Here is a 21506-nt window from a genome sequence, read left to right as displayed (position 1 = left end):
CCTATGGGCACTATTGTTTAGTGCCCATGTCTTTTGTGACGCCATCAATGGCGATGTTTTTTATACCCTCGTTATCAAATTTAATAACAATACTGATATTGTTGCGCGCAAAAAAGTAGTCTCGGTTATCTAGGCTTATCACATAATCGCCCTTGACTGCTTCAGAAAACTGACGTTTTTCTAATGCCAGAGTGTGCTCGCCAATTTGCCAACGAAACCCTTCGAAGAACCCATTATTAAATTCCTGTACCCATATTTGTTGCTCATCTTTACTTAATGTAATGGCGACAGAGTAAGACTCAGGCAACGACATATCATAGGTTTTATTACCAATGGTGAATTTCTCTGTGTCTTGTTGCCAGCCAAAACCAAACTTAAAGGGTTTCTCAACCCCGGTAGGGTAACTTAAAGTCCCTTCGCCCGGGTAATTAAAATCAGCAAAGGCAGATTGAGTATATAAGCTTGCAGTCAACAAGGCCGCTAAATTAATAAATTTCATTAGATTATTCTTTTTTTATACTAATATATGCACAGATTAGAGCAGAATATTCGCCATAGCAATATGCTGTGATACACTTTGCTCATTAACAACTGGTTAGACCTTTATCGTGAACCTCTATTTCCGACTCATTTTATTGTTTTTTAAAATTAAACGTAATCGTGATTACCAAGACTTACTTGATACGATTGATATTGAATTTAAAGCATTACCCACTGATTGTGATATAAATTTTCATCTGACTAACTCTCGGTATTTAGGCATCATGGATTTAGCACGTACTTGGATGACTGAGCGGGTTGGATTGTTGCAGCATATTATGAAGCGTCGTTGGTTTCCAATCGTTAACGCGACGGCAATCACCTACATTCGAGACATTAAACCGATGCAAAAATACACAGTAAGCACGCGTTTAGTTGGATGGGATCATAAGTATTTTTATATTGAGCAAAAGTTTCATTCAGAGCGTGGCTTACATGCCATTGCTTATGTACGCGGTGTATTCAAGCGTAAGAAAGGAGTGGTTAGTGTTGAAGAAATGCTTGAAGTTGCTGGGTTTAAAGGTGTTGCGCCTATTTTACCGACAGAGATAATGCATTGGAAAGAAATGCTTGAGCAAAAAAAGATCACTAATCAATGATGTTAATACACTGCCAATACACTCACTATTAGCGCGTACAGGTATAATGCTCAAAGTAAAAAAAATGCCAGCGATTTGCTGGCATTTTTGAGGCTTTGAACACAATTTATTTCGCTGTACACACCGTGTGGCTAACAAACGTTAAGTCGTTTTATAACGAATACTGTCTCTGCAATGATCTATTCTGAACAGGTATCATTTTACTGCTTTAGAGTAAGTGTATTCAAACGAGGAACGGTCCTGTTTATATGCGAAATACCCTAATAATTAGGTAACTTATTGACGATAAAACAGTTGTTTTATCTTTGGGAAAATTCTGATTTTTCAATTGCTTTGGAGGTTTAAAATGCTAAACCTCCTTTAGTATGGTTTTTATTTTACTTTGTCATTATTTAGTTAATCTTGTTCTGACTTGTTCGCAAACCACCCCGCTTTTTGATTTCGATTTAACTTACCCAATACTTTTATGGCTTTTTCTAATGTGATGCGTTGATCAGCAATGTCTTGGTAAATTTGATTCGCGCGCTTTTTACGTTTAACAGCAGCTCCTGCATCTAAAAAAGATTCAACGACTTGGTTAAAGTAACGTGTAAAAGCATGTTGATGTTGTTGTGTGTGTTGTTGCTTGTTATCTGTTTTATCTAGTTTGTTGAATAGGCTTGTGATCTCAGCTTGGCAAAACTCATTTTGCGCCAATGCACTTTTCTTTAAAAGCGCTAGTTTTTCTTGAAGATAATCAATATCTAAACGATTGAAAGACACAATCATATTTAAATTAGACAGTGTACTTCTAAACTCTTTGGCCGTGCATTGCTCATCAAAAAGGTGTTCTACCGAGTGTGAAATCTTTTGCCACTGTTGCCATGCATAAACATAATTGAGGCCGACACCTTTAATATTTTGCATCCCAACAATGACTTGATGAGTATTTGCTAATGCTAAGTCAGAGATTGTGTCGGTGAGTGCATCCGCAGATAAACTACTATCATCAAGCAAGGTCACTTTTGATTTTGCAATACTGAGTAGTTGCTGCTTGATTTCTTCACTGTGCTTAGATATGTCTTGTTTTAAAGAGTCTAAGGTTGTTCGGGCTTGATAATGTTTTAGGTTTAATAGGATTGTCGAAATTTCCTTTTTACTCGCATCCGTGAGTACTTCGCTGATATCGGTTTTATTTACAGAAGTGCGGTGCGCTAACAAGAGTAATTTCTCAGCAATATCTTCATCATAGGCGATAACTAAACGTGCCTTTAGTTGACAAGATGACATTAAATTAAGCTGAGTGAGTAAAATCTCAAGGGCCTTGGTGTCATTATTGCTGATAATTTTATCGATGCGCTCTGTGAGTGCTTGCAGGTAATAACTATAAAAGCCATCGACGTTAGTACCAATGACAACGATGCGGTCAAATCGCAAATCATGGCTTAAAATGCCGGCAAACACCTTGGAGCGTGCCACACGATCATTACGGTTATTGATTAAGGCGATCACTTGCGTATCTGCTTTATTATTTAAATCATAAAGGCTCAATCGCTGCCAATTTTCTAGTGTTGCTAGGCGCTCATTGGCTGACATGCTATTAACAAACGACTGAGATATTGCGCCTATGCGTGCCTGTGGATAGTGTTGCAATACGCCGATATCAGGAATAATGCGTGCAGAGGTTTCTTTAAACACATAGTCTTTACTAAGGCCGATGTGTTGCGCCATTTTACACACAAGGGCAATATTAGCGGGGTGTTCTTGATATGGGTATAAAGCACGAATATCGTCAGTAACTTGCATACCATCTGCCCAATGCACTTGAATTAAACTGGCATTTTTTCGTTTGGCATTGAGTTCTAAAATCGGCGCCATATTTTGTTCACTGGTAAAAACAAGACTATTCTCACCAATGAAATGACTTGTTTCGTTTGCAACATCAATGCCTGTGGGGCCTAATATATCTTCATGATCTGGGTATGCATTGGTTATTGTTGAAAAGTTATCTTGCATCCAGTTTCTCAGAATACGGACATAACGAGGTGTTAACCCCATGCATTCCCACAAAAACACATCGGCCTTAACATTTTTTGCAAAATGAAGCACATCACCTTGCTCCCAAATACTGGCTTTATCGAATGGTCTGAACAAGGGGATTTCGAATTGCTCACCACTGGCTCTTGCATAAATTAATGTGGCTTCACAGCCTGTTGTTTTACTGATTAGCTTTAAACTCAAGCTACTAAACAGTGCTGATTTTAATCGCTCTGTACCTGATTTTCCGCGAGTACCCCAACCACCAATAGATACAGGAATTTGCGCTCTGTCGGCGCGAATTTGGCGGCTCACTTTTATGTGGCGTGTCCAAAAGTAACCTATGAAAGCCAGCACGAAAAACACCAGCTGACCAATACTGTTTTGATAAATTGAATAGGCATATTCTTTAAAACTCACCCAAATATTAAACATAAAAGGGGTAACGGCGAGTTTTTTATACAGAGTCGCAATACTTGATTCTACCGGGAAGTCGCTATCGAGTACCGCACCATATTGTTGGAAATCAAATGTAAATCCTTTCGCTCTTAAAGCATTTAAAAAATTATTTTGCTCTATGTCAGAGCCGTTTCGTAAATTATTAAGTTCTTCAAAGTTAAGTGAAATCCAGCAGTATGCTTGAATGCGTTTAAATACTGTTTTGGGTGGTGTTACGACTAATATGCCATCAGGGGTATAGGTTTTCGCTGGGGCTTTTAAGTTATCTTGCGATAAAGTACTTAAAAGAAAGTCGAGCAATGGCAAATGAGGACGCGAACTAAATTGTAGGTCATCAAATCGCGGTTCGCCGGGGACATCTGTTTGGCTAATTTCTGCGACAGTGCAGCTAGGAACATGCATGTATGCACTGGGTTTTCTTGCTTGTAAATGGTTATAGCTTTGGCGCTTACCTGTACTGGGGTTTTTAAATTCATGCCAAAAGCGCCAAAAGCGGAAGCCGCGTTTATAACCTTGATTTATGTGCCAACCTTGTTTCTTTTGACTCACATTGTAGGCTTCATATTTTTGCGCCTGTTGACTTAAAAGCCGGCCTAGTAGTGCCTCGTCAATGTTTTGGTTATTGATTGACGAATGGGTGTTTAAGTTTGCCTCGAGTTCAGCAACGTGTTGTTGGTGCATAAAACTGACAAGCTGTTCACGGACACGGCTAATAATCCGCTTTATGGCAAGGTTTTGTTGTGCTTCAAGGTGTTTATTTAAGGTGTCGATGAAGCGCTTGAAAATCGTATTGGCTTGTTGCTCTTCACACTCAACCTGTAAATTAAACATAATACGTGGTGCAAGTTCGAGCAATAAACGTTGCTCTGCAAAATGTTGAGCTTGCATAAGTTGCTGTTGCCAAATAATCAAGCTGTGTTGCCCATCGCTAAATCGGGTTGCGGTTAATTGTTTAATTAATGTGAGCCTAATTGCGAGGTGGGTTTCTTTTTCTAAACGCTCGGTTATTAGTGCAAGTGCGAATGAGCACGGCAAAATAAAACATTGTTCTATCACACTTTGACGCACGCGCGGGTAGGGGTGAGCTGCCAGCAACTGTAACAGGTTTTGATTTGCCTCATTGAGCGTTTGTTGTTTACTGATGATGGCTGAAAAAGCGCTTAATAAAAATAATTGCTGGCGGTCAGCTTTACCCGTCTTTGGGACCTCTAAGTCAATGTGCGAACGCATGAAATAACGGGTAAAGGTGGGGCGAAGGTTGATCAATATTTCTAATATATCCACTTTGGCTGCATGTGGTGTGGTTGATTTCTCAAGTGAGAGTAACAGCATTTCAACCAGATCCGCGCTAAATTCCGGATCGTCCACATGCTCGCTTAATAAAGTAACTTGGTTTGCCAAGGCTCTAAAAAGAGAGTTTTTTATTGCATCATTATCAGTGTGTTCGAGTAAATCTAAAAAAAAGCTTTCTAAATTTACGGTTTGCCATGACTGCTCTATTTCATGTAAATGAAGGCATAAATAACGGTGCGTTAAGTCGCCCAGTTTACCAATTAAAAACTTTAATGATTGCTCAAGTTCAGACACTTTATCTTGATAACGGTTGATCATGGCCCCTTCATCAAACCAACGTGTGAAGGCTTCTTGATCTTGTTGTAACTGTTGTTTATCAGCCCCTAACGTGGCCGCATAATCCAGTATATGGAACTGTCTTTCTGCTTTGAGTTCGGCATGACTTAGCTTTTCTATAAAACGGCTGTGATCTGCATCTAACTTTGTAAGTTGATGTTGTAGGGTATCTATTTTATGAGTTAAAAAGGCAATTGCTTGCAGTAATAGCCAGTCATCTTCGTCGTGTCCGTCTGGTTGGTTCTTGATCAATTCCCATTGACTTAGCTCGTTGACTAATTGACGGTATTTTTGCCTGTAGAGATCTAACCAAAAGCTTGCGATATCTGCAAAAAGTAAGGTTTCTAAGCGTTTTTTAAGTTCTTTACTGCTCATAATCTCTTCGCTCTAGCAAATGGTTAAGTTGAAGTGTCGGAAAAATAATTTCATCATGGGCATAGGGAGCAAAGCCAGTATGCTGATTATTGCCCGATGAAAATTCCAGACTGATATTATGGTTATTCCATCCCCAGTCTTGCTGCCAACTGATTTTTAGCCAACCCTGTGAGAAGGAGCCTATATCAATTTGCTTTTGCCAAGCTACCCGACTGATGTACTGCCACGTGGCTGTTGCACGATGATCATCGGCAAAACGGTAGTAGCTATCAAGACCAACTTGCAAAATGTGACCATGGTAATATTGGTTCCAACTGCTGTTAAACCGCAAATAATCAAGACTTAGCCAATCATCATTTGAGCCAGATGCAACACCAAAGTTGAGGTAGTTATCTACCCAAGGTTGGTAGCGATATTGGTAAGAGCCTTGCCAGCCAGAAGCATGATTTTCACGATAAAAATTAAAAATGTTAGAGTTTAGTTTCTCGTCATTAAGGTAGTCGTTTAAGTCTGCGCTACTGATGTGGATAAAAGGGGCAACAGACCATTGATGCCGATGCACTGTATCTTGGCGCCATACTTGTCCAATACTAATCGCGCCATTTAACGCGTATTGGCTATCAGAGTTATCACGACTAAGCTGCCATCGACTTGTGATCTGTGAATCGATAAACCAATGGCTCGTGTCATCAAGCCAAGAGTGGTAACCATTTAAGGCAATGAAGTCATGCTGCTTTTCGTCAAACGCATAATAGCCTTCTAATTGATACCAATGTTGTTGATCATTAAAGCGAAGCCTCACACCTATGTCGGTTTCTTGTTGTGCAGGAATGTCTTCTGCACTTTGAAATATATGTTGTCGATCATAGCGAATAAAGCCTTGCAGGTTGGTCTCATCGCTATGCAAAGTGGCTTGCTTATTCACTATTTTAGGTATTGATGGGGCCTGATAAGTGACTAATTCTGGCAGTGGCGTATTGATGTCAGAAAAACTCGTAATCTTGTTGTTTCTTTCACTTAAATGCCAACGATAGAGGCGTACATACTTTAATTGATCCGTGCGCACTTCAATTTTACCTGCTGGATGGAAAAAACGACGCTCGCTGCGTTTGTTTTCATTCATCTCTTCTAGTTTTACTAATGTATCGGCAGGTAAGTTAGCAATAAGTGGCGTATCAGCTGATACAGTATAAAACGCTAAATTTGTTGGTAGCGGCAACGCTCTCCATTGCCCCGCAATATATTGCTCTGCTTCAATAGCAAGCTGTTGCGAAAGGTATGGGTTGAGCCAACGTACGGCAATTGTATTGTTGTTTAACTCTCGCTTATTAAAAGTGAATGGAATGCTTTGCTGCTCAGAAACAGACCACACCTTTTGTTGATTTGCTAACTGAAAAGAGATATTTGCTCTATTTGCACGCGCTAATTCTGCGCTAGAAAAGTTAAATTTAAAGCGAATTTGTGTGCCTTCAGTCTTCGTTAAATCAACGTATAAAGTATGAAAAGGGCGTAATAAAATCCCTTGCTCAGGTGCGGATTGAGTCGTGTGTTGAGCAAACCTGTCGGCAAAACTACGTTGTTCAGTCTCTTGCATATTAAACAGGCGTGTACCAGCGTAATCGAGCATGTTTTCAATGGGCTGCCACTGACCAAAGCGTTCAATTCTATTTTGTAAGAAAACCGAATGGGCAGAGGGGGGAAGCGTGTCGATTCGTTGCAGCAGTTGTGTGTACTGATTATTGCTGAGACGTTTTTCAGATAGTAGATACAACCCATTGATAAGGAGTTTGTTTGGCGTTGTATCGTACGCATGAATAAGCGAGCTAATATCATCGCTGGTTGCTTGAGTGGTGGCATCAGAATAATAATCAAAAAGTGCAAATAACTGCTTTGGAATAACACTTATATCAAGGTAAGCAGCTTGATTGGTGGTCACAGTGAGCGTTTCACCGGCTTGCAAGCTAATAACCAAATTAGCGGCAATAGAGACTGCTTGCTGATTACTGACGAATTGGGATGTGGCCGCTATATCACTAAAAATGGGCATTAACTTATGCTGATACTGACTATCAGCTTTTAACCACGCGGTATGATATTCACCACTTTGATCGGCTTTAGTCCGCGCCTTTATGCTTAAATGCATTGCGTGGTTAGCGGTAAATACCCAAGGTATATCGTTATTAACGAGGGTGCTTTGTTGCTTTCCTTCTGGGTTAATAAACGCGTATTGCGAGCCAATAAAGCGCTGGTAAAGTGCCTCTTCAGGTTTTTCAAGTTCCGTTAAACTCTGATAATTGAGCGCACTAAAACTGTGTTCAACCTGTGTTTGCGCCTGGGTGTGATGTGCAAGCCATACTGCTAAACGGTTCTTTTGCTGTTTTACTGCGAGGTTTATAAGTTGAGCTTCACATTGCTCTATTGTCCTCACGTTCCCCGCACATAATGCAAAAAGTTTATGCTCGATTTGTTCTGCTTGATAGGCACGAACAAGGGCTTGTGCGGCATAGTGTTTTAACTGAGCGTGCTGCGCGCTTTTATACAAGCCTTCAAGGTAACTGTTGGCAAGGTGAAACTGATGTTGTTCACGCAGTATGGCTACTCTTAGCTGCCATGCTTGAATTGCAATATCAGGGTCTGGGCTTGTGCTCAACGGTTTTAACAAAGCCAGTGCTTCTAGAGGCGCTGATGTAGCAATATGTTGTGCTTTTGTGAGTGACGCTTGCCAGTCTATATCGGGGTTATTTTGCAAAGCCGGTGTATAGGGTTCGATTGAAGCCACATAGTCGTCATGTTGTTTGTTTAAATAACGACTCAATAAATTAGCGATAATAGGGCTTGTTTCACTGAGGTCTCCCTGTTGCTGATACAGTAATTCGTCACTCGGTAAGGAGGCGAGTGTTCTCGCATACAGGGCAAAATCGATAGGCTTCGAGGTGTTGGTTAGCCTTTTAATCGTTACCGATGAGGTTGAAATAGGCACCGAAATCATAAGTGTTTGATAATGTTCGGTCGCTTTTAGGTTTATAAGCCAATTACGCTCACCCGCGGTTAACTGAAATTGGGTGTCTTGTTGTGTTTTTGCAATAAGGGTTAACCACGGCGTTGCACGTTGTTGAATGCTTAAATCGAACTCAATGGGTTGGTGTCCAAGGTAGGTTAATTCGCGCACTTGTTGATTAATACGTGGGTAAAACCGCTCATCAACGAGGCGTTGCTCCACTAATTCGCTAATGGTTTTGCTATGCATTTGTAGTGATGAATGCTCTGTGCTGCCTGTGAGTTTTGATTGCACTGTCATCATCGATAATAAGTTGTAATGACGTTTTATAGAAAGCGGGTTGTTTTGTGTGTACACATCATCGCTAAACACACTAAAAGAGTGTGTGTTATAAACCGATTCAATCGCTTCATTTGCGGTTGTTAGCCAATAGGGGAGTAACAGTTTTTCTTGTTCTTTTTCGGCTGCGCGGTCATCATAAATAGCGCGGTGGCTTTGCTCTATTTTAATATACGCATTGGTGTGACTTTTAAGAGTTAAATACTGCCCAGCCGCAATGGCAAGGTAGTCACTGTTTACAAGTCCAACATCGTATTTGCTAAATTCAAATGCTTGGCTATTTATGGTATTTACTCTGGCAACCAGTTCGTTATCAATAGATGCGTACACCACACCATTAGGATCGGGCTGCTGCATATTTTGACGTACAGAGATCGTTAGTTTTTTTGCGGCAGGAAAAAACAGCTTCACTTCTTCATTTTTTTTGAGCGCATAATACCGTTCATTTCCTTGGGCTGAGCTTAGTTGTATGGAAGGAGCGGCTATTTTTATGGCGCGCCTAAAGCTGTCTCTTGCGCCTTGGTAATGGCCTATCATGGCAGTAAATTCAGCACGCTCGTCGAGATGATTTTGTATGGCAATAATGCGGTTATGCCCAGTGGCTGGCAGCTGACAGCGTTTGGTATTACAAAGTAAGTCGCTGTGAACGCGTAAGCGTTGTTGTAAATACTGCGTGTTCCCTGCACTTAGAATAAACTGATTTAAAAGTGCGGGGGCTATTTCAAGCCAATGACCTTCTGGTAGCCACAAATAACGGTGCTGTTTGGCATCAAAAGTTAGGTGCTGCGTTGTCGCCAAAGGCGATAAGTGTGGTGATGTGTTTAACCAAGTAGGGGGCATCAGCACGGCGTGTTTTGGCTGTGAGGCTTTGGCTGGCTGACATAGCAGCAGCGTTATACTAACGAGAGCAATTACGAAGTAAGGCATTGTTTAAACAGCTTTAATAAGTGGTTATCAGTGATTAATTTTTCGCGAATTTCGCGGCTTAATTCAATATGGATAAATTGACTATTGCTTGGCGCAAGGGTTGTGAGTATATTTTTTGTTCCTCCAAGCTCATAAATATCTCGGCCATAGAGCATCACAGCAACGTTTAGTTTTTCATTTAAGCAGTCGGTGATATTACGGGTAAATAACGATGCATTTTCACGACCTTGACTGACAATAATGTCGGCTTTTCTGCCTTGATTAGTTTTACGTTTTTCTTTGGCGAATCCATGTAATTGGAAAATGGTAAAAGACTCAACGGTATCCGCATAGGCTAAAATAAATGCATTTGCAGCACTTTCTTTATATTTACCAAAGTCAATCAGCACGCCATTTGCGTCGCGACTTGTGCGGTGCTTGGTATTGGTAAGGAGTACCTGGCAGTCATTAAATAGGGAGCGTGCAATATCTAAAGTATGCAGGTCATAGAAGCGGTGTGGGGCATACGCAATACAGGCATATCCGGTTTCTTTAAAATGTATTTCACCGCCAGAATCTAATGATTCCTTTGCGTATAACCCCCCATCCTTTAACGTGAAATGGGAAGGGACGGCCTCGCTATTTTTTAACCACTGTTGAAAGTCGGTATGAAGTTCAGAGATGTTTGATTCAGCTTGGCATGCCGAGACCAATAACCCCATGATAATGATGATAAACTTAATATTCATTGTTCCACCACCTTACTTTTTGCTCCCCCAGCGGGTACTCCTGAAGTATCGATAACCAGGCTGTCTCAGATGCGCTAATTGTCAGTGAGTGCAGTTTATTTATGTCACTTGATACCGTATGCGTGACGCTAGGGTAGCTATTTAATTGGCTATTTTTTGGATGAATTAGAAACGCGTTAAGTAATTCTGAGCTATGCAATTGAACACGCTGTTTAGCGATACTGTACTCGCTGGTTAATCCTGATTTGTAATTAGCTTTTTCAAGAATGTTAAACTCAATAGGCTGTGCACTGCGCGAACGAAACAGCTTAAAGACCACACTCATTGGTTGTTCTTGCGCATCAAAGTTGAGTGTTAAAGGCGTATTTTTATTGAGTTGATAGAGGCGTTGTTTAATCCACGGTCTCTCACCATGCCAGTTTTGATAGGTTGCCGTTGCTTTATTTTGTAATTGTTTTAACTCAGTCGCTGACACATCTGATGCATTACGTTCTTGAGCACGGGTATTAGACAACCTAAAAATCAGTTTGTTATCACCCGTATCAGAATAACTGGCTGGGGTCTTAGGTGTGTAAAGTCCAAAGTTAAAAATTTGTGCCGGTTGTTTAGGTATAAAGTAACGGTCAGGGCTAAGTGCGAGGGCCACATTTGAAATAGGCAGTAGAGTGTAAAGCTCTCTTGGCTGATAAAAGGTCGTCATTGGCTCAACTTCAGCAGGGGGCGTAAAGGTTCGAATATTGGCAAAACGTGCCTGCTGCGTTAATTCAAAGTGATTATTCGCGCGTAGTTCGTACCACGCTGCAATATCATAAAATTGATCAATCGGCGTTGTGATATTTTGATGAGCAACTACACGCTGATAATGAAATTGTGCGTAACGAGCGCGCAACAGGACATAAGCGTCTTTATTCGCGTTTATTTGTACTCGATACGCATTAGCTGGCGTGCGCAAATAATACGAGGTGAGTAAACCAACACGCTGCCTTTGCGTTGTATCGTCGATAAGGCGATCGTAGTGTGAGACGTCGCCTTTATGCGCTAAAGAGTAGCGTTCGATTTCTGTGTGTGTTTGATCAAATAAAACGACCTCTAACTGACTTGTTTCTAAAGCACGTACGTCTAGCTTTAAGTCACTTTTGGGGTCAATATCAAACTCGACATTGCCTAGCTCATTTATTAAATAACTGCCAGCATAACTCGTTAAAATTGGGGTGTCTGAGAGAGTTTGCCATTGAGTAAGTATCGCTTCATCACTACAAATACTCACTAATCCAGCTGCAATGAGCTGTGTTTGATAGCGGTTTTCAATATCGGTAGGAGCAAAGCTGACAGGCGTCGGCGCCGAGAATTGCAGTTTGTCATACCACATTAAATGTGGCAGTTTTGCGCCTTCTTTGACGGTGAAAATAAGGCTGTCGGGTTCATCTAAGCGAACGCTGGCGCATAAACCCTCTTCGGTAAAGTAAGCACCTAAATCGTGCTGCTCAGCACTAAAGTCATAGGTCAACACGTTATAGGGGAGGCTTTCGTAGAGAATATCAGATTTAAAGTCGATATCTGGAATACCTTGCGGGGCGATTTTCTGCCACCAATAAGCCATCGCATTACTGATTTCGTTACTGGTTAAGGCATTTTCACCTAACGTTAAATAGTTTGTTGCCCGTTGACGGCGATCTAATGGTCTTTTAAGCCATGTGTTAAGAGGATCAATACTTTGTTCAGGGGTTTTAGCATGCACACGAACGACCACTCCTTGAAGATTAGCCTGTTCGGGGATCATAGTCAGCTCTAAGCTGGTCGCATGTGGGTAATGAGCTATGGGTAAGTAAAAAGATTGTCCCGAGGCAACACTCAAGGATTGTTTGTTTTCAATAATTTGCTTAACTTTTTGGCCGTCTAAGTCGGTGTACAGCTTAGACGCATGATGATAAACATCGTCTAAAATCACACGCTCTTGTTGGTCATACAGAACATACTTAATAGCGTAGTTAACCGGTTGATCAAAAGAAATCGAGTTATCAAATACGGCATTAGAAAGAATGCGCAACGAGTGGGTCCGCTGATTCGAAAAATTGAATCGCAGCGGCTTATCGCTACTCAACCATTGCACATTAGAGCGTGTTTCTTCGCCTGTGCTGGCACCAATAGGCTCAGCTGAATCGAGCCAAACAAAAAAGTGTCGACCTAAGAACAGTAGGAAGAATACCACACTGACAATAACAAGTAGCGCAAGCAAGCGTTTAATTAAATACACTGTCGCCTCCGCTCATCATAAGATTAAACCCATCTAGGTCAAATAGCTGATTTTTAGTGGGGTAATATATGGCTGTGATTTTGCTGTTGTGTTTGAACATTAAAGCATATTTATTGACATGCTCTAACTCAATTGTGTGCAGTGAACATTTATTCATTTCGTTGCATAATCGTGCTAAAGACGTGAGACGTTGGTTCGCGGCGTAGCTATCAATAATGCTCTTCATATTTTGCTTATCAAGGTCGCTTAACGCTTGCCAGTTCGATGGCGACAAAGTAGCGAGATTGATCACTGTTAGTGTTGGGGTGTTCGAAATAGCCAGTAAACGCTGTAACAAACTGGTTTGGCTTACTGAAAATTGTGTTTTGAAATCAGACGCTAACCACAAGGTTGCCAGCTCGCTATTCGCATTAAATTGTTGATAGCCCGCTTGAGGAGAGTTACCAATTTCAAGCCCTCTGGTTGCTGCTTGTCCTTCAACAACTTGATACTTAATTCCCAAAGCTGTTAACTGATTACTCAGTTGATTCATCAGTGGTGTGGCAAGCTCATTAATCTGTGTCGTCGAGAACGCGATAGCATTCGGGCGCACCCAAGAAGGCGCGCTGTGGCTTCTTATCTGAATGTTTAAACTGGGTGTCATTTCATTAAAGCGTAAGTAGCTTTGATGAACGATATTAAATAACGACCCTACATTATCGACGGCTAATACATTCGCTTTTGGATGTGCATACGGATGAGCACCCGCAATTGCTAAGTAAGCTGCATTGGTGCGGCTGAACAACTCGCTGGCAACAGCCAATGTATTACTTTCAAATAAAGGGCGGGGAACACTAAGAGTGATAGACTCATGTTCACTTAACTTAAAGATATATAAGCCCTGACCTTGCTGATACGCTTGGTTTTTGTCCTGAGGGCTCAATAGTAAATAGCGGCCGCTCATTGTCTGGACCTGTTGTAATTGGTAGTTAAGTAACTCAGCAGTGCCATTAATTTGTTTTAACTGATTTAGGTTATTCTCATTGAGAGGATTATTTCCTATCTGTGCAATTAATTTATACAGTGGTTTGAGTATTTCGAACTCCCAAAGGGCCACTTGGTTTTTAGACAGTGGTTGATATTTAAAACTGCCTTTTTCACTGATATGCACAGAAAAATCATCAATTATTTGGTTAATGTCTCGTTCTAATTTATTAAACTGAAGTGTGCTGTAGCGTTTATTATCGCGATAAGCATTGGCTAATATACTCGCGTAGTTGTCGCTATCTAAAAACACCTCAAGCAAGGAGCCCGAAAATTGTGAGGTGGGTAGACTATTTACTGTTGCGCTACCAAAGAACGTTTCTTCAGACCCCATAAATTGGTGAATTTCTCGTTGGCTTATTGATGCAGGAAGTTGATTATAAATCCAATATTGGCTCTGTGATTTTGCTGGAGAATCAGTTAAAGAGACTTTAGTAAAGTGGTTAGACTCACGTACCTGCAATACTTCATCAGTGTTAAGTGCTGTAATAAATGCTTGATAGAAAGGACTTTGTTGATTCTCTTGCGCTAACGTTTGTTGTGGTGTCTTTGCGGTACCATAAACCAGCGCTTTGCTTTTGAGGTGCTGAAATATAAGCCCTGCTGAATCACTTGCTAAACTTTCGGTGATAGGAAATGGTACGGTGATCAATAAAGGCGCTGATTGCGGATTTTTATTTAATACGAAAAGACCGTGCTGCTGATCTTCAAACGTGTCTATTATATAAATATAGTCTTCATCACTTTCAAGTCTGAATCCTATCGGGTTAAACAGCGCGTTAAGACTGGCTATCGATTGATTATCTTTAATCGCCTGATTAACTTGGTAAACCCCATATTTAAAATCAGTGACAGCTTGATTTGCTTTATAGCTACTCACGGTGACTTTGTTTGACTGTGCGGTATATAAATAACTTTTGTAACGGCTGATTTGCTGGTCAAGGGTGAATACGTGGTGACTTTGAATTTCTGAAGTTTCAGTGTGTTTTGACAGCATTGACGGTACAAGCATCACAATAAAACCAACCAAAATAGCAAATGCCCCCCCAACGACTGAAGTTTGAAACGTTGCCCTGATCACCAGCCCTAATGCGTTTTTTTGGTAAATTTTGAGTGCAAGTAAGGTGGCAAGCATATAACCAAATGCAAACGTATCTGTGACCTTTATAGCGGGGAAATACCACACCACAATGTAGTTGAGAATTAGTTTATACACGAAGCCAATAGTGAAGAAGAATAGCAGTAATCGAGCGCCTTCAATATTGGCGTGCTTAAGGCGAGTAAAGTGAATTAACGAGCCGCCTAACACTAAAATGACCGCTGTTTCAGCGAAAGAGGTCAACAGTTTACTGGGTTGAGTTAACTGAAGTGCTAATAAGGCGGGTAGCATTATTCCGTTAAATTCCCAGCCGTATTTTATGTTTGCTCTTGAGGCAATAAAGGCTGTGATCACTAAAATAATATAGGCCTTGGGAGCGGCAATAATGGATGCCGCAACGGCTTCGTACATAATACCTAAATTAGCAATACTGAAATTAGTAAACGGCATCAGTACGAAGCGAACGAGCACGAAGGTGATCACAAGTTGAATAAAGGTGACTTTTAGACCGTATTTGAAGCCGCCATTCCACATTACATTCGCTGTTAAAGCAATAATCACAAGACCCAAAGAGTACAGTTGTGACGCGTAGTCTAGGGTAATATCCCACTGACTTAATTGATTGGCAACGGGAGGCCACACTAACGTGTCCATACAAACACGTACTAAAATACTCAGCAATATAATGGCAAAAAACCGGTCACGACCAAACATCTCGCCATAACCACATTTTTCCATTATGTAATGTGCGCTAAATCGCATTAAGCCATAAACAACGATTGCTTCAATAATGATAACGACGGCAGATGTGGGACTGATGATGAGCAAAGGCACGATATAACCTGGCACCACAAGCCCCGTTAATGGGAAACCAAAACGTAAGTTCAATAGACAAACAACGGCCGTACCCACCCACACGGTGGTAATAACTGACTGTCCAAGGCCACTGCCTGCAGGAAAGAGAGCTAAGACAAAGTCCATTATTGCTCACTCAGGGTTTCATCAAAACCGTCGTCGAGTTGTGGCTCATTCTCAAAGGTATCGAGAAATTCAAATAAAATACCCGATACTTGAAATGGTTCACCCGAAGCGGTTTGCGATCCATCGGTATGAATCGCTTTTATATTTAAAACATAATGTTGATTATTAAGGACTGCCGGTAAATGAATATCCGCCTTATTTAATGTGACATAGCGCAATTTACCTTTGGCTACTTCGCTATCAAGGGCGCAGCTATGACATAACAAATCTAAGGCTGTCATTTCAAAAATGGTAAGCTGATGTTGCTTAGCAAAGTGTTCTAACGCTGCATTTGTTTGTACGACTTGACCGAACAGGTTAAAGAGAACCGTTGCGCAGCGTGTATGATTAAACACCAACTCTAAGGTTGTTAACTTTTGCTCCATGTCATTGAGCGAACGTTTAACTTGCTGATCGATTGGCTCATGCAGTTTGAACGAGACAAGTCTATTGAGTAAGTTCTGATTTTTCGCCTGAGTTGTTTTATAAATATGATAATGAAAGAGCAGTTCAGCGACTTGTGCTGCAAATTTGTTCACATTTTTCTCAAAGGCGTGTCGATCAAAAGTCTCATTTGGAATAACCGATAAAGCCCAAAAACCCCGAACATCACCCGCGTAAACAAGGGGGACCATAAACTCTATTTCGGTGTTGAGCACATTTTTAAAAAAAGGTCGGCTAATCTTTACAATACCCAGTGCTTTTAATGCGTCACTGTACGGGGATCGTTTGTAGTCACGGCGCATTTCTTGGATATTGTCGAGTTCGCAATTGATCGCTCTTATTTCAACAATGCGATGATCATCTTCTTTTCTCGCCAAAAAAATTGATTTTTCGAGATCTAATTGCTGGCTTATTAGTTGAATTATTGGATCCCATGGAGAGGCTTGCTCAATAAAGGTTTGCGGTAAAAAACGGCCCATCATTTTCTGTTGGATATTATTTACAACCCCCGTTAGCGCTTTATCTTCAGATAGTTTTCGTACAATCAAAGCCGAAAAAAGGGTCGAAAAGATAACAATAATGTATTGGCCAACAGGGATATAAACAGCTGCAAACTCGATACCAAGGTAACTGACCACGACCCAGAAAAGGCAACTTGCCAAGGCAATGACAAATGAGTAAATAACAGCCAGTTTTTGAAAGCTAAACAGCAGGCTAATTACCAGAGCAAATTCAATGAGGGCGCTATAACTAGGTTTAAGCTCTATCACCGTGGTTGTTTTTTCGATACTGTCTGCGGCATAGGCCATAAGCAGGAGAGGATCGTTCAATCCCGTTAACTTAGGAGCATGAATATTTACATTAAACGCAGAACTTGTTTGGCCAACAATAATGACTTTATTCTTTAATTGTTCACTCATAACATCAGAGCTTAGAACCCGCTCAGCACTGAATTTAGGGAGAGCACTGACCGCTAATTTAAAATCAATTAGCCGAGGTTGCTGACCTTCATAGCCAAAAACAGTTTGCCAGATGCTATTACACAGAGACTCTTTATCATTAGCTGGGATTCGCATGTGGTAACTTGACCACATTTCAACACGTGGTACACAGTATTCGCTTTGTGTTATAGGATAATAAACACGGTTTGTAATTGAAGGTGTTATATTTTGGTTTGATAAAACGATAACGGCTTTGGGGTTATATTCAGTGATTTTTTCAATAAGTTCTGAATGGTTTTCAGCCAAGTTTTTACTTGTTATAAGTACGATATTGGTGTGCTGCGTTTCACCAAACGATGCTAACTTTTGATAGAAATAAGCATTACTAGCTTGAAAAAGATTCAAAACATTATTAATCACCACTAAAGCAAACAAGCCAAGCGTAAGCCAAAAAATATGGTGATTCTTTAATAACAATAATCGTTGAGCGACAGCCACGCCTCTTCCTTAATCAAGTGAAGTAAAAGTGAGTGTTAAGCTTGCTGTATCGTTTACAGAGACCCTTAAAAAGTCATATCCGTGCATTTTATCTGTGTTCCACTGACTGTTTTGCAGTACAACGCTTTTTTGCCATGAAATCATCGCAATATCATCAAAGCGAGTCATGGCCTCTCCCTTATTAGGAGCATAGTGCCTAAATTGTAGTTTTACACCCCGAGGTGGTTGTTTTTTTTGACCTAATGTAAATTCATCAGATGGTAATGTGAAATCGTGACTAAAGGATTGCCATGCTCTGTCACCACCTTCACTAATTAAGACCTGATTTTGTGAAAAAGCCAGATCATCTACCCCTGTGGTATAGGTGAGTAAGCTTTCTACCTTGCCGCCGTTTTCAGATTGAATGTAACCAAATAAAGAAAACTGCTTGCTAAGCATTGGTTGAAAATTTTCATCAGTTAGCTCCATCACACGCATTGTGTGTCTAAAGGGAATAATTGAGGGGGTATTATTAAATTCATCGCGTGTTGAGCATAAAGCTTGAATGCCATTGTGCGGGTTTTCAGTGCAGGGTAAAACGCTATTACTGCTATGATCCCAGCGGCTAATTTCAAATGCATCGCTGTCGTTATCCCAATCTTCAAAGTCCCCAAAGACCATTAAATCTCGCCCAAAAGTAAGCTCATTTAAAGTGCCATTGGTGACTTCTATTGCCGATAGATAGGCGGCAGAAGAGGGAGCATACTCACGTAAATCAAGGATAGGAGTCTGTGAATTTACTTCAACGCTGACTTTGTGATTGCGTTTGGTTGCGTGTGCTTTTTTAAAGTACACCTCAGCATAATTATCGCGGGGGATAAGCGTAATATTATCGTCTGAAAATTCGGCTAGGCGCCTTAATAAATAGTGACTTAAAAAGCCCGTTGTAAAACGTGGTTTGTAATCTTCAATAAAGATAGGGTAGGCAAATGCACGCTGAACGGTTTGAGTTTGTGAGTCTAGTTCGACCATCACCGTTACCCCTAATAAGGTATCGAGGCGAGCTTGATCAACCACGAGGTTACCTAACCCTAAAATGGCAGGCACATTATTATATACCGCAAAACCTTGTGCTACATGAGGGTGGTGAGCAATGAGTAAGTCGGTATTTTGCGTTGATAAATCAATTAAGTGACTTGCAATAAAACGCGAAGGAGAATAAGTGTATTCGTCGCCACCATGTATTTGCGCAATAACAAAATTACTTGGGTGTATTTTTTCAAGCGTTTCTTGCACGTACTCTGCATTTGTTAAATCTGCGGCACCGCCTTTCATTGCATCGGTGACGTAAGTAAGTTCGTGTTCTTTTCCGGTAACTGTTGTAGCGGCAAAGAGTACTAAGTTGAATGTGTCGAGCTGAGCTGTAATAGGGCTGAATGCAGCAAATTCATCAAGACCTGCACCACTATACAGCAGCCCTGTGTTTGATATTTCAAGTAGTGTGTCTTCTAAACCTGTTTGTAAATAATCGTAGATATGATTATTACCAAGTCCTACGTAATCAATCCCAATTTCTGTTAAGCCTTGTAACGAATCAGGTAACGAAAAAAAGCTAAATTCTTTGGTCGGATGAACGACAGCAGGGTTACTGGTAATCGGTGACTCTAAATTGACTGAAGCAAAATCTGCGTATTTAAACAGGGGAGCAACATCTTTAGTAATTGCGATGCTATCTGCTGCGGCTGTCGCTGGACGAATGAGTGCGTCACTCACATTGGGGATTGTGGTGCCCATTGTTGCGAGACTCGGGTCTAAGTAACGACGTCCAAACATTGAATCACCCCCAAATACCAGGCTTTTACTCGTTGCAGGTTTGGCGTGGAGTTTGATTTGTGTGGTTGTCGAGTTTGGGTGATTTACAAGAATACCTACTTTGGTAAAGTAACCATTCTGTTGAATTGTAATGGCATGATTACCGTAACCCAGCTTATCAATGAATACCTGACCATCATTGTCAGTCGTATATTGTTGCTCTGCAATAGTCAGAGGAATGTTACTTAAGGGAGTTAAGTCGTCATTAACGACAGTCAGCGAAAAACTAGCATGGCCTGTTAAAAGTGATTCACGTGCGTCGATCACATCTTGCTTTTGTTGTTGAGGTTTATCCTCACTTGGATCTTTTACTTTGCATGCCGCTAAACCAAGACAAACAAATAAAAGCAAAAAATTCACGACTACTTTAAACAAACGATCCTCGTTTTTACTTTATTTACATTTCTTTAGGGCAATATTTACTGCGGACGCATTCTATCGACGTTAACAGATTGGAACAACCAAATATTGGCTCTGAAAATTCAGATATTGTCCTCATAAATGCAACATGCCATCTACTTTTATAACCAAAATTGTAATTTTAGTGCTTTGTTTGTGCACCGAGTGTTAAGTGTAGTTTAGATTTAATACTTCGCAGAATTTTACCTTTAATTTTATACAACTAGCGCTGTGAAGAGAGGAATAAAAAGACAATAAAAAAGGCCTTTGCGGCCTTTTTGTGCGTATGGGCTTTCACAAAATGAAAGTTAGAATTTGTATTTAACACCTAGCATAGTAACAACTGGATCGATTTCTACCGTTGATGTGAGTGCTTTTGCGCCATCTGCATACACGGTTGCATCAGTATCGATATCGATTAATGCAACCATACCGTGTAGACCCCAGTTTTCATTCATCATGTAGTTGAAACCAGCTTGTGCTGCAAAACCAAATGAATCATCTAATTTTACTTCTACATCGTTCGTACCCAGCGTTGCTTTTAACGCTGCTGAAGCCTGCTCATCAAAGAACGTTGTATAGTTGATACCGACACCCACAAATGGACGGAATTTGTAAGTAGAATCTAAAAAGTGATATTGCGCGATCAACGACGGTGGTAATTGTTTAATGTCAGCAATCTTGTTGCCAGCTAAGCCACCCGTGCCTTGAACATCATGACTAAATGGGGTTGCTGCAACTAACTCAAGTACCCAATTATCATTAAATGCGTAATCGATAGTGATACCCACTTGTGTATTGTCATCACCACGTAAACCTAAAGTAGGTGCTTCGTTGATTTTTGAACTGTCGTTATCAGGGTTAACATTAATCGCACCGACGTTGACGCTTAAGTTAGCGTTTGCAACAGGAGAGAGTGCTAATAATGAAGTCAGTAATGCAATGCTTAATTTAGTTTTCATGCTGTTCTCCACGAACTACTTGTCTTGTTTAGTTGAGGCTATTATTACCGAGTCGACACAGCTAAAACCTGTTCTAGATCAAAGTTTCAAAAATGTTTGAACGAAGTGAAGCTTTTTTTTGATTTAGATTAAGTTTTTAACCAAGAACAGAAAAAAAGTAATTGACTCTTATCGGTTTTTTGAACCTCTAGAGTCGATCTTTTTTATTGTTTATTTGTATTTAGTACATCTTAATCATTACTAAAAAAGGCCTGCAATTGTGCCCTTCCTTGGCAGAGAGGGGCATTATTCATCATGGTTTTCGCAACAGTAACGTGCTGTGCAAAGCAGGCTTATTAATGAATGCAAATGACGATAATGCATGGCGAACAGTCATTACTTTCACTTTCACATTGCGGTAATAAA

10 protein-coding genes are annotated in these 21506 nt (G+C 40.6%); 1 reads left to right on the top strand and 9 read right to left on the bottom strand.

The features are described from left to right. Positions 1 to 10 precede the first annotated feature (10 nt). Positions 11 to 499 (bottom strand): hypothetical protein, encoded by a 489-nt coding sequence (locus BWD47_RS07635; RefSeq protein ID WP_036966984.1) that lies wholly within the window; start codon positions 497 to 499, stop codon positions 11 to 13. 109 nt (positions 500 to 608) lie between these two features. Between BWD47_RS07635 and BWD47_RS07630 the strand changes: the two genes are divergently transcribed. After that, entirely contained in the window at positions 609 to 1139 is a 531-nt protein-coding gene (locus tag BWD47_RS07630; protein WP_075593746.1) for a thioesterase family protein, read from the top strand. A gap of 396 nt (positions 1140 to 1535) precedes the next feature. Here BWD47_RS07630 and BWD47_RS07625 read toward each other — a convergent pair whose 3' ends face one another. From BWD47_RS07625 to BWD47_RS07590, 8 genes are all read right to left on the bottom strand, one after another. After that, positions 1536 to 5618, bottom strand: a complete 4083-nt coding sequence (locus BWD47_RS07625) for a poly-gamma-glutamate synthase PgsB (protein WP_075593745.1) — start codon at positions 5616 to 5618, stop codon at positions 1536 to 1538. After that, on the bottom strand, positions 5608 to 9882 hold the full coding sequence (locus BWD47_RS07620) for a hypothetical protein (protein WP_075593744.1): 4275 nt from the start codon (positions 9880 to 9882) through the stop codon (positions 5608 to 5610). Before BWD47_RS07620 ends, BWD47_RS07625 begins: the two co-directional genes overlap by 11 nt. Beyond that, positions 9867 to 10610 carry a hypothetical protein gene (locus tag BWD47_RS07615; protein ID WP_075593743.1) on the bottom strand — a complete coding sequence of 248 codons (744 nt, stop codon included), beginning with the start codon at positions 10608 to 10610 and terminating at the stop codon, positions 9867 to 9869. The genes BWD47_RS07620 and BWD47_RS07615 overlap by 16 nt, the downstream gene beginning before the upstream one ends. Further along, complete coding sequence (locus tag BWD47_RS07610) at positions 10600 to 12864, bottom strand: hypothetical protein (protein WP_075593742.1); 2265 nt, start codon at positions 12862 to 12864, stop codon at positions 10600 to 10602. Before BWD47_RS07610 ends, BWD47_RS07615 begins: the two co-directional genes overlap by 11 nt. Beyond that, entirely contained in the window at positions 12851 to 15967 is a 3117-nt protein-coding gene (locus BWD47_RS07605; protein ID WP_075593741.1) for a poly-gamma-glutamate biosynthesis protein PgsC/CapC, read from the bottom strand. Before BWD47_RS07605 ends, BWD47_RS07610 begins: the two co-directional genes overlap by 14 nt. Further along, positions 15967 to 17889, bottom strand: a complete 1923-nt coding sequence (locus BWD47_RS07600) for a hypothetical protein (RefSeq protein WP_075593740.1) — start codon at positions 17887 to 17889, stop codon at positions 15967 to 15969. The genes BWD47_RS07605 and BWD47_RS07600 overlap by 1 nt, the downstream gene beginning before the upstream one ends. 9 nt (positions 17890 to 17898) lie before the next feature. Continuing rightward, positions 17899 to 20115: a CapA family protein gene (locus BWD47_RS07595; RefSeq protein WP_178387087.1), complete on the bottom strand. Its 2217-nt coding sequence runs from the start codon at positions 20113 to 20115 to the stop codon at positions 17899 to 17901. Between the two features lie 332 nt (positions 20116 to 20447). Continuing rightward, a complete protein-coding gene (locus BWD47_RS07590) occupies positions 20448 to 21101 on the bottom strand; it encodes an OmpW family protein (protein ID WP_075593739.1) in 654 nt (217 codons plus the stop codon). Positions 21102 to 21506 lie beyond the last annotated feature (405 nt).

This window comes from Pseudoalteromonas sp. PAB 2.2 (assembly GCF_001938575.1).
Lineage (GTDB): Bacteria > Pseudomonadota > Gammaproteobacteria > Enterobacterales > Alteromonadaceae > Pseudoalteromonas > Pseudoalteromonas lipolytica.
The sequence above is the reverse complement of the archived record's forward strand: the minus strand, read 5'-3'. Positions and strand labels throughout refer to the sequence as shown.

Excerpts from the sequence above, each read along its gene's own strand:
- BWD47_RS07635 (WP_036966984.1), bottom strand. The coding sequence starts at position 499 with ATGAAATTTATTAATTTAGCGGCCTTGTTGACTGCAAGCTTATATACT.
- BWD47_RS07625 (WP_075593745.1), bottom strand. The coding sequence starts at position 5,618 with ATGAGCAGTAAAGAACTTAAAAAACGCTTAGAAACCTTACTTTTTGCA.
- BWD47_RS07620 (WP_075593744.1), bottom strand. The coding sequence starts at position 9,882 with ATGCCTTACTTCGTAATTGCTCTCGTTAGTATAACGCTGCTGCTATGT.
- BWD47_RS07615 (WP_075593743.1), bottom strand. The coding sequence starts at position 10,610 with ATGAATATTAAGTTTATCATCATTATCATGGGGTTATTGGTCTCGGCA.
- BWD47_RS07605 (WP_075593741.1), bottom strand. The coding sequence starts at position 15,967 with ATGGACTTTGTCTTAGCTCTCTTTCCTGCAGGCAGTGGCCTTGGACAG.
- BWD47_RS07590 (WP_075593739.1), bottom strand. The coding sequence starts at position 21,101 with ATGAAAACTAAATTAAGCATTGCATTACTGACTTCATTATTAGCACTC.